The organism is Prolixibacter sp. NT017 (assembly GCF_009617875.1).
Lineage (GTDB): Bacteria > Bacteroidota > Bacteroidia > Bacteroidales > Prolixibacteraceae > Prolixibacter.
The window spans coordinates 4683626-4694153 of record NZ_BLAV01000001.1 but is presented as its reverse complement, the minus strand read 5'-3'; the positions used below and the strand labels follow the sequence as shown (position 1 = coordinate 4694153).

At 45.6% G+C, this 10528-nt stretch carries 8 protein-coding genes; 5 read left to right on the top strand and 3 right to left on the bottom strand.

The window, feature by feature from the left end; genetic code table 11:
• Nucleotides 1-552: 552 nt before the first annotated feature.
• Nucleotides 553-1239 carry a hypothetical protein gene (locus GJU87_RS19500; RefSeq protein WP_153641009.1) on the top strand — a complete coding sequence of 229 codons (687 nt, stop codon included), beginning with the start codon at nt 553-555 and terminating at the stop codon, nt 1237-1239.
• Between the two features lie 602 nt (nt 1240-1841).
• Here GJU87_RS19500 and GJU87_RS19495 read toward each other — a convergent pair.
• Both GJU87_RS19495 and GJU87_RS19490 read right to left on the bottom strand, forming a co-directional pair.
• Nucleotides 1842-2267 carry a ubiquinol-cytochrome c reductase iron-sulfur subunit gene (locus tag GJU87_RS19495; RefSeq protein WP_153641008.1) on the bottom strand — a complete coding sequence of 142 codons (426 nt, stop codon included), beginning with the start codon at nt 2265-2267 and terminating at the stop codon, nt 1842-1844.
• Nucleotides 2268-2453: 186 nt separating this feature from the next.
• Complete coding sequence (locus GJU87_RS19490; RefSeq protein ID WP_106541419.1) at nt 2454-2870, bottom strand: ubiquinol-cytochrome c reductase iron-sulfur subunit; 417 nt, start codon at nt 2868-2870, stop codon at nt 2454-2456.
• A gap of 275 nt (nt 2871-3145) precedes the next feature.
• Between GJU87_RS19490 and kbl the strand changes: the two genes are divergently transcribed.
• Nucleotides 3146-4336 carry a glycine C-acetyltransferase gene (kbl, locus tag GJU87_RS19485; RefSeq protein ID WP_153641007.1) on the top strand — a complete coding sequence of 397 codons (1191 nt, stop codon included), beginning with the start codon at nt 3146-3148 and terminating at the stop codon, nt 4334-4336.
• Nucleotides 4337-4412: 76 nt separating this feature from the next.
• On the opposite strand, the gene GJU87_RS19480 is transcribed toward kbl, so the two are convergent.
• Nucleotides 4413-4997 (bottom strand): DedA family protein, encoded by a 585-nt coding sequence (locus tag GJU87_RS19480; RefSeq protein WP_106541221.1) that lies wholly within the window; start codon nt 4995-4997, stop codon nt 4413-4415.
• 208 nt (nt 4998-5205) lie between these two features.
• Between GJU87_RS19480 and GJU87_RS19475 the strand changes: the two genes are divergently transcribed.
• The 3 genes from GJU87_RS19475 to GJU87_RS19465 all read left to right on the top strand — a co-directional run bounded on the left by GJU87_RS19475 (nt 5206) and on the right by GJU87_RS19465 (nt 10489).
• Entirely contained in the window at nt 5206-5655 is a 450-nt protein-coding gene (locus tag GJU87_RS19475) for a hypothetical protein (protein WP_146141958.1), read from the top strand.
• Nucleotides 5656-5692: 37 nt separating this feature from the next.
• Entirely contained in the window at nt 5693-7615 is a 1923-nt protein-coding gene (locus GJU87_RS19470; RefSeq protein ID WP_153641006.1) for a 4Fe-4S binding protein, read from the top strand.
• Nucleotides 7616-7762: 147 nt separating this feature from the next.
• Nucleotides 7763-10489: a YCF48-related protein gene (locus tag GJU87_RS19465; RefSeq protein WP_153641005.1), complete on the top strand. Its 2727-nt coding sequence runs from the start codon at nt 7763-7765 to the stop codon at nt 10487-10489.
• The last annotated feature ends 39 nt before the right edge of the window (nt 10490-10528 follow it).

Below are 10528 nucleotides of genomic sequence, written 5' to 3'. Positions count from 1 at the left end.
CTCCTCAATTCCCAATGGCTCCAACTGGATTGCCCATGGATTTATCCATGGGGTAAGAAGTCACAAGAAAACAAGGGCTTTAGCCCAACTATTCATTTAAAAACAAAAGCAAGCTTCAGGAATACTACATTTGGCTAAAGCCATTCTTCCCTCTCTCAATCTTATACCCCGACTAAAGTCGGGGACAATTCAATAACTACGCAAATTATCTACCAACAACATCATTACTACAATCAATTTTAATCCGAGATAGCTCCTTCTGAATTCCCCATGGCTTCAGCCATGGAATAAATAACCACAGCGCTAAATGGGCTTTAGCCCAACACCTATTTTTATCCACCATTTATCCAATTCCCTGCTCCAAAACATCTTTTCACCCCCTCTTTTCCACTTGATTTTCAATACCATTTTTGCCGTTCATCACACAAAATCGACCATTCACATACCAGATCCGTACGTTCATCAAAAATTTTAATAAAAAGTGTGATGTTAAGTAAATGATTCCTAACTTGATGAACATACCAAACAATTAATCTTAAAAACGACCAGATTATGACAGAATTTTCATTTCCGGCCAGCAAGTCAGTTACCATGATGGCTTGTGAAACCATCGTTGCTAATTTTAAAGATAACATCGCCGAACTGTCCTTGGTCCGCGATAACTGGACAGAAGAATATGCCCTCGATTTGGAAACCCGGCTAAAAGCTGATATTAGCCAATACCTGGGCGTCGACCAACATGCTGCCCAGAAAAAAGCGACCATCCAGGTGAACATGATTCTTAACGAAGCGACCAAGGATGTTAACTTTTTGTACAAGCAGATTAATACCGATTTTGAACGGGAACCCGCCCGTCGCGATGCCATTTTGCAAACGCTGGGATTTACATCCTACTGGAAATCGGCTACCAGTACCAGCCAGGTCGGCATGATCAACCTGCTGCAAACTTATTCACAAAACCTGCCCGACGAACTAAAACAGGAAATCAACGCCAAAGGAATCACTATGGCGCTTTTGGAACGCATCCCTACTTATCTGGAGCAACTGAATACGGCCAATAATAAACAGGAGCAACTGAAATCCACCACCCCCGAACTAACGGAAGAGGCCAACCAGGCCCTGTACGGTATTTTTCAGGAGGTGAAAAGCATGGCTAAAGTGGCCAAGGCCTTTTACATCTCGGACCCGGCTAAGAAAAAGCAATTTACATTTAGTTACATCCTGCGTAACCTGAGATAAGCAAAATAAAGAGGCTGTTGGAGCCTCTTTTCTTTTTCCTCACAGCCTCCGGGATTCAATCTTCAGGCATTAACAGATATTTCCAAAACGCCGGAACTCATTTCTGCTTTTGGAGAACTCTTTCTAAAATGCTGGAACTCATTTTGGACTTTGGAGAACCCTTTCCAAAACGCTGGAACTCATTTTGGACTTTGGAGAACCTTTCCCAAAACGCTGGAACTCATTTTGGACTTTGGAGAACCTTTCCCAAAACGCTGGAACTCATTTTGGACTTTGGAGAACCCTTCCCTGAAACGTTGGAACTCATTTTGGACTTTGGAGAACCCTTTCCAAAAACGCTGGAACTCATTTTGGACTTTGGAGAACCTTCCCCAAAACGCTGGAACTCATTTTGGACTTTGGAGAACCCTTCCCTGAAACGCTGGAACTCATTTTGGACTTTGGAGAACCCTTCCCTGAAACGCTGGAACTCATTTTGGACTTTGGAGAACCTTCCCCAAAACGCTGGAACTCATTTTGGACTTTGGAGAACTTTTTACCGACAAAAAAAACCGCTCCCCCAGCGAGCAGGGAAACGGGAAAGAGAGGACTATACATTTTTTTCAGGAACCTTTTACGGTAACGGTCTTGGTAGTGGCATCGTAAGTGGTCTGATACTTTGCCAGTGGACTGCCAGCCGGTCCACGCATTACACTGCCTGATGTTGAGAACACCGAGCCGTGACACGGGCAATAAAAATCTTTTTGCGAAGATTGATATTCCACCAAACAGCCGGCGTGGGTACAGATAGCCGAAAGTGCAATGAAATTGTCGCTTCCGGTGTTGACCACAATGGTACTGCCAACAATCACCGAGCCTCCGCTCTGCGTTAGCTGACTGTACTTCGAACTGGTCAAATCAAGTGTAAGGTCCCCTGTTAACGGAGCCCCTGCATTGGACGATTTGGAACACGATGCCAGTGCGGCAGGAACAACCATCAGCGTTCCGGTTCCTAAAAATAGTTGCTGAAGGGCTTTACGTCTTTCCATAAATCATTATTTAGACTTATTAAATACAGTAGCAATATGCTGAAAATGAACAAGACGAAAAATTAAAACCTTCTTAAAAATATTGAACAATAAAATACAGGATGCAGTATTCCAGACACAAAAAAACCCGGAGAAGTATCCGGGCTCAGGTGATCTGTTAAAAGAGAAAAATTGATATGATGCAATTTATGAACGATCGATAGTCAGTGTGTCGCCATTACGGGTTACTTTGTATTTCGGAAGCGGCTTGGTAGCCGGTCCCTGAAGCACACTTCCATCAAAGGCGAACTCCGAACGGTGACACGGACACAAAATATCTTTATGGGCTTTGTCGTATCCTACGGTGCAGCCTTTATGGGTACAAATGCTCGACAAAGCGACAATGCCGTCAGCAGCCGTATTAATAATAATGGTATTGTCGGTTACCACTGAGCCGCCCTGCTCTTTCAGCGAGGCAAATTTGGCATCATCCAGGTTCACCGTCAAAGGAGAAGTGTCCGAACTCTTCTTTTTGCTGCTTCCACAGGCCGCCAAAGCCGAGGGAACCACGAAAAGTGTAGCACTACCGGCTACCATTTGTTGTAATGCTTTACGTCTGTCCATAAATTTATCATTGTTAAGTTTCCAATTTACCCTTACGAACAAACCCAGCGAAAGTTGGCTCTCCAACACAGGTTTTTTGTTAAAAAAAGTGAATTGTTAATTTTTCCCTTCCGGAAGGGTCTCAAATCCTTATCCGTTTCCCTGCCAAATATCATCCCTCAAACCATCAATTTTCCTTTATTTTTGTAGTTAACCTGAAATTGCTTCATTGCGACAGGAAAACCGGGGAGCTTTCTCCTCATAGATAATCGACAAACTTTTTATACCATAAAATTATGTACGGCAAAATAAAAGATCACCTGCAACAGGAACTGGATAACATCCGGGAAGCAGGCTTGTACAAAAGCGAACGCATTATTGTTTCACCGCAAAGCGCGGTCATTCGTCTCGAAGACGGCAAGGAAGTGCTGAACTTCTGTGCCAACAACTACCTGGGCTTATCGAATCACCCGAAACTGATTGAGGCAGCCAAAGAGGCACTCGATACGCATGGCTTTGGAATGTCGTCGGTACGATTCATCTGCGGTACTACCGATTTGCACAAAACACTCGAGCAGAAAATTGCTGAATTCTTCGGTACCGAAGACACCATTCTCTACGCCGCTGCATTCGATGCCAACGGTGGTGTGTTCGAACCATTACTCACTGATGAAGATGCGATCATCTCCGACTCACTGAACCACGCCTCCATCATCGACGGAGTGCGTTTGTGTAAAGCACAGCGTTTCCGTTACAAAAATGCCGACATGGCCGATTTGGAAGAGCAATTGAAAGCTGCTCAAAAAGCGCGGTTCCGCGTCATTGTTACCGACGGAGTTTTCTCAATGGATGGAAACGTAGCACCGATGGATAAAATCAATGCACTGGCTGAAAAATACGACGCCATGGTGATGGTTGACGAATGCCACTCGGCCGGCGTTGTTGGCGAAACCGGTCGCGGTGTAACCGAGTTATTCGACCTTCGCGGAAAAGTGGATATCATTACCGGAACGTTGGGTAAAGCCTTTGGCGGTGCCATTGGCGGCTTTACTACCGGGAAAAGAGAAATCATCGAACTGCTGCGCCAACGCTCGCGTCCGTACCTGTTCTCCAACTCACTGCCACCGGTAGTTGTTAATGCAGGAATCCGCATGTTCGACATGATGGCTGAAACCACCGAGTTACAGGATAAGCTGCATGCCAACACCGACTATTTCATGGAGAAAATGCAGGCAGTTGGTTTCGATATCAAGCCCAGTAAATCGGCGATCTGCGCTGTGATGCTGTACGATGCCAAATTGTCGCAGGAGTTTGCTGCCAAATTGCTTGACGAAGGCATTTATGTAATCGGTTTCTATTATCCGGTTGTCCCGAAAGGCGAAGCGCGTATTCGCGTTCAATTATCGGCCGGTCACGAAAGAAAACATCTGGATAAGGCCATTGCTGCTTTTACCAAAATTGGAAAAGAGCTGAAAGTGTTGAAATAAATTGCAATTCAATGCAAATACGAAAGGCTGTCCATCAGGGCAGCCTTTTCTGTATCATCTGTTTTTCCAACCGAAGTTATTTTTTCCGAACGGAAATACGTTTAACAACGAGTTTGGAAACAAAGTGGGTTAGCACGGTAAATATGACCAAACCACCAACCATTCCCAACTGCCAGTACTTCATCTTACCGTCGAGTAAATCAGCCGATTGCGAGAATAAGTAGCCGGCGATTCCAATCACAGCAATCCAGATAATGGTCCCGGGAATATCGGCACGCAGGAAAGTCCGAACGTTAATACGGGCCGCATGCAGGCGCAACAGAGTAGGCCGGTGCATTCCGTACAGAAATTTCGAACCTACAATACTTAGTATCGGCTTTCGCCGGATAAAGTGGTCAATAGTTTTAGGCATACGCTCCGACAAACGTTGTACGAATGGTACGCGCATGAGCAACTTTCCTCCGTAATACCAAAGCAAGTCGCCCGTAAGGACACCGGCGATAGCCACCACGATAGTATAAAACAGTTGCAGCTCCTGTTGATTCACCAAAAAGAATGCTGCAAACAGAATACTCTCCCCTTCAATCAGCAACCCTACAAAGAGGATTACATAAATCAATGGTGTCCAGATGTGAAGCTGTTGTGTTAAGATTGCATCCATGCCCGAAATAAATCAAATTCTTTTCCATAATAACGGATAAGACAGCCTTTTAGTACTCCAAATCTGCATCTAAATGTTATTTTTTCTAAAATCGGATACATAATGTTAATGAAGTGATGCTATTTATGTAAAGCATATTGATATTGGGGTATTTCTCACCGAAATTCAGCAATTTTTTATTTCCTTTGAAATACGTTCAAACAGCACCATGAGAATATCACTTTTTATCATATTATTCGCGACCTTGGGAGGTCTTGCGTCCTGTCACCGTGTCGATAAAAAAGCGGCGCAAACAGAAGGCGAGTATCTAATGAAACTCGAAAAAGCAAAAGCAGGTCCGCAGGATACAACTGCCATCTCAGCCGAAGAGTTTCAGAAAAAATTCAGCTGGGTGAAGGAAGGAACGGAAGGTTACGCAGCTGTTACGGCGCCCATCAATGGTCACTATTATGGTCGTCCTATCAAAGCTCGCGTTATCCGTAAAACCGACCGGGAACTGAAACTCCGATTTCTGGAATCAGTCATGGTGGCACCGGCCAAAAACTGCCCGGCAGAAGTGAAGAGTGGACAAACATATTGGGAAAAAAGGGGAGCCTTCTGGAAAACACGGGAAGAAGCAAAAAAATACCTGGCAAAACATGGCTGGTTGGGAGAATAAGCCAGCCTAACAATACGACTAACTAACAATTAACCTGATGTTCAAAAGGATTAAATCGCTCCATCCATGGCGCGAATTTCTCCGGTTCGGCGTTATCGCCTGGATTCTGTACCTCGTTTTCCGAAGTAGTTTCGATCGGGCATTTCATCCCGATTACGAAGCCTATTGTCCTTTCGGCGGATTGCAGGCAGCCGCCAGTCTTTTCGAACGAGGCTCTTTGGCCTGCACCATGACCAGCGCCCAGATTGTGACGGGAGCGGTACTGGCCATCGGCGTCATCATCTTCAGCAAACTGTTCTGTGGCGTGGTTTGTCCGCTGGGAACCATTACCGAAAAACTTTCGTCGCTGGGGCGGAAATGGAAGTTACAGGTTAAACAGGTTCCCGAAATCGCTGACAAGCTCCTTCGCAGCCTGAAATACATTCTGCTCTTCGTAACAGTTTATTACACCGTGGACAGCAGCGAACTTTTCTGCAAAACATACGATCCTTATTATGCCGCCACAACCGGTTTTGGAGCAGATGTCAATCCACTTTGGGCCGGGATAGCCATCTTAGTCTTCATCACAACCCCCATTTTCATCCGTACAGCCTGGTGCCGGTATTTGTGTCCCCTGGGAGCCGTTTCCAATATTTTCCGATACTTTCTGATGTTCAGTGTCGTCACTATCGCATACATTTTGGCCAATGCCGCGGGATTACAACTATCGTATGTCTGGCCGTTGGCTGCAGTAACCTTCTTAGCCTGGTTGTTCGAAATTCAGCGAAAAGCAAGCTTCCCATTACCGTTGAGCCGGATAACCCGCAATACCAGCACCTGCAATAACTGTAAGCAATGCACCGAAAGCTGTCCGCAAGGTATCCCGGTAGGAAAACTAAAGGAGGTTCGCCACATTGATTGCAACCTTTGCGGTGTCTGTGTAGCATCCTGCAATCAACAAAAAAGCCTGACCATTAATCATCGCTACCGCGAATGGTACCCGGTGACTATCGCGGTTTTACTAATCGTTCTGGGTTTGTCTTTGGGGGCTTCGATTCGTATCCCAACCATCGAGCAACAGTGGGGCGAGCCAAATGATTTGGAAAATGCCTCAACGCTCACTATTTCCGGACTAGACAATGTGAAATGCTACGGAAGTTCCATGGCTTTTGCTTCCGGAATGAAAAAAGTGAACGGAGTACTGGGCGTCGCGACATATGTCGACGACCACTCGGTTAAAATTTGGTACGACGCCAACAAACTGACTCCAACCGACATTAGGAAGAATATTTTCACGCCTGTTCGTCGACAGATTAAACCAGTCCCGGAAGATGTTCGACAACTGGGAGTGATAACAGCCGGCATCGATCAATTATACGACGTATACGATGCTGAATATTTACAGCAGCTCCTTCTGCAAAACTTTCCGGCAGCTTATGGTTTCGAGACCACCTTCGATTGTCCCGTGAAGGTGAATATATTCTACGACAAGACAACCAGTGTTGACAAAAACACCTTCAAGAAAATCGTCGAAAAGCGGGAAATACGCATTGAAAACGGCGTAAATACCCGAAAGGTAAAACTCAACTATCAGCTATCAGGAATGACTATTTCCGATACGTCCATCGCCCGGAATGAATTTATGAAAATGATGTTTGTCCCATATAGAAAAACGTTTGCCCGTTTCGACCGGACTCCTATTCCTTCGATTGATACGCTGCGATTGTCTTACAATCATCCGGGAGAAAACCACTATCAGCGAATGCTTCCGTACCTCACAAGTCACCTGTCGTCTTATCAGGCCGTGCTGGGAGTGAGAACAACTTTCGGAAGGAGAAACCCGGAACTTCAGGTCTTCTTCCACAAAGAGAAAGCCGGCACATCCCAGATAAAAGAATGGACCAACGCTGACAGGTTGGAGATACATTATGCAAATGGGAAAAAGGGTTCCATAACCAATCCATTTCGTTCCGAAGATTAATTCTTCGATATATACGTTTCTCTTTCAGGGATTTGAATTTCATTCCTGAAAAATATGATGTCAAAATTTTTAACATTAAATTTGGACGATTGATTTTCCCACAGAACCTCTGTGATTTAATTGCTCTTTTACCTAAACCCGACAGAAATGAAAGGATTTGCGCATTTCGTCCTGATTGTTACGTTATTTTTTTTCTCTTCCTCCACTTATGCTCAGTGGATTCCCTATGATACCGGAACCGGCAAAACGCTAATGAAATTATACCCGATAAGTAGCCAGGAAGCCATGCTTTCCGGGAAAGATACGCTACTTATGAAAACAACCGACGGTGGTGCATCATGGGCACAGGTACAACTCACGCTTCCGCAGAAGATTCCTTACGATTTCATGGATATTGCTTTTTCCGATCAGTTGAACGGTTACGTAGCCGGAACTAAAGCGAAAGATCTATCCGGAACTTATCAGAATGGAACCATGCTTCATACTACCGACGGAGGCAACACATGGAGCCCCGTCCCGTTGAATGCTTTCAGCGATGGTTCTTCCAATATAACCACCGATCCGCTGGCAGGTGAAAAGGCCAATTTTTCATCGGTGGTAGCTTTAAATAACGATACCATTTTTACCTCACTCTCCTGGAGCGATCCAGCCAGTGGAACTACGTACGGTTATATTTTCCGGAGTACCGATGCCGGCGTAAGCTGGCAGATTACGTCTCCCAATTTTGGCCGTTCGACGATTAACCGGATTGCGTTTAACGACAGTAGAGGTTATGCCATTGGTTCGCTGGGGGCGTTTCTCACGACGACCAACCGGGGCGATTCGTGGAATGACTTATCAAGTTCATCGCTCGGCTCGCTCAACGATATTATCCCGGCACTCGGAGACACCGCCGTAATTGCCGGACAATATGGGGTTTCCACTACAGTGGATGGCGGAACAACGATCGTTCCCAGCGACAGTGTTATTTATGCTTTCGACGCTTTCGTTCTGAACGATACAACATTTCTTTCTATTGGAGGACGTGATACCAAAACGGCCCGTACACTCGATAAGGGAAAAACGTGGCAATCAGCCAATATCGGACAAAACACCACACTCTTTCATCTCGATGAATTCGCCGGAAAAGTCTGGGCTTTAGGCAGCAATGGAATCATGGAGCACATAGGCCCCAACGAAATTCTGGATCCCAAAGCAGACTTTAGCTATACGCAGACGGATAACCAATATGCCTTTACCAATCAGGCTGAAAATTTTGGTACACTAACATGGGATTTCGGCGACGGCGTTGTTATGGATGGCTTGGATCTAACGCACACCTACCCGGCCTTTGGAGCATACGATGTGACTTTAACGGTCACAAATGCCGTGGCCAGCGTCACCTCTGCAGTGCAAAGCGTTGCAGTGAATAATATCACCAGTCTCTGGACGCAGGTTCCCATCAATTCGGATACACACCTGGCAAAGCTTGTTCAACTGAATAATCGCTCAGCTGTGCTTCTGGGACTCAAGGGTGAGATTTTCCGAAGTACCGATGGCGGTCTGACCTGGCCAAAAGTGGCGGTCAGTGATACATTGTCTTCGTATGTCCCAATGGATATGAAGTTTGAAGCTGATAGCACACATGGCTACATCTCGTTTTACTTTGGCGGAAACAACAACTTCATTATCTCGACAGCCGATTCAGGAAAAACCTGGAGCCCGCTGCCTCTAACCAATTTTTCAGACGGAACAGGAAATTATCTAACAGATTTGTCTGCCGGTGCGAATGTCAAATTCATGCCGTTGGCGACAGTCGGTGATACTGTCTACACAGCTGCTAGCTGGACCAATCCGGCTGACAGCAAGGAATATCATGGCTTCATTTTCAAATCGACCGACCATGGAGCTAGCTGGACAAAAACATCAGACGATTTGTACAGTGGATATACCTCTTACTTGTTTGCAATGGAATTCTCGGCTGACGGAAAAACCGGGTACATCGGGGGAAACAAAACCATATGGAAAACCACCGATTACGGCAAAACCTGGACGATGACAGCAAATGCTAACCTGGGCGCGATATCCGATATTTTGCTCATCAATCCCGACACTGTTTATATGTCCTCCTCAGCTGGGATAGTGGCCAGCACAGACGGAATGGCCACATACAATTTACTTAGCACCTCAGTGCTGACGGATATGATTCGCGTGGGTGACAGCACGCTTATCGCGGGAAAAATAGACCAGATGATTCAAACCTCAAGCGATTGGGGAACCACGTGGCAATCGGCAGATGCCGGTCGCCCGGCCTATTTTTATGAATTGGCCAATTTCGGAGACAAAGTATTTATCCTGTCCAACAGTGCTTTATATTTCAGTCTGAAAGACAACTACCTTCGTCCCAAAGCCGGCTTCGAGATGCTGGCCAATGGGAAACAAGTAACCTTCACAAATACATCGACGAATGCGTTAACCTATGAGTGGGATTTTGGTGATCAGTCAACCAGCAATGAGGTTGATCCGATTCATGACTATGCATATGATGGAACGTACCATGTAAGTTTAGTGGCTTCTAACCGTACAGCCCGCGATACTGTCACGATAGACAATATGATTATTGATACCGCTGTTGATAGTCCGTTAGCCGACCAGATGAATGTCTATCCGAACCCCAGTAGCGATGGTCGCTTCGTGTTAAACCTGGGAACATCGGATAAAATCTACGAAGTTTCAGTCATGAATTTAACCGGTGCTACCATCCTGAAAAAGGAAGTGCCTTCCGGGGAAAATAACCTGGCTGTTTCGCTGAGCACTCAACCCGCAGGAATATACTTGTTGCAGGTAAGCGATAATTCCGGTCATCCGAAAACGTTTAAACTAATTCGGCGATAGATTTTATGATAATTAGCTGAGGAAATTCGGCTTTCTAAA

Coding starts and splice junctions, on each gene's coding strand:
- GJU87_RS19500 (WP_153641009.1), top strand. CDS start 553: ATGACAGAATTTTCATTTCCGGCCAGCAAGTCAGTTACCATGATGGCT.
- GJU87_RS19495 (WP_153641008.1), bottom strand. CDS start 2,267: ATGGAAAGACGTAAAGCCCTTCAGCAACTATTTTTAGGAACCGGAACG.
- GJU87_RS19490 (WP_106541419.1), bottom strand. CDS start 2,870: ATGGACAGACGTAAAGCATTACAACAAATGGTAGCCGGTAGTGCTACA.
- kbl (WP_153641007.1), top strand. CDS start 3,146: ATGTACGGCAAAATAAAAGATCACCTGCAACAGGAACTGGATAACATC.
- GJU87_RS19480 (WP_106541221.1), bottom strand. CDS start 4,997: ATGGATGCAATCTTAACACAACAGCTTCACATCTGGACACCATTGATT.
- GJU87_RS19475 (WP_146141958.1), top strand. CDS start 5,206: ATGAGAATATCACTTTTTATCATATTATTCGCGACCTTGGGAGGTCTT.
- GJU87_RS19470 (WP_153641006.1), top strand. CDS start 5,693: ATGTTCAAAAGGATTAAATCGCTCCATCCATGGCGCGAATTTCTCCGG.
- GJU87_RS19465 (WP_153641005.1), top strand. CDS start 7,763: ATGAAAGGATTTGCGCATTTCGTCCTGATTGTTACGTTATTTTTTTTC.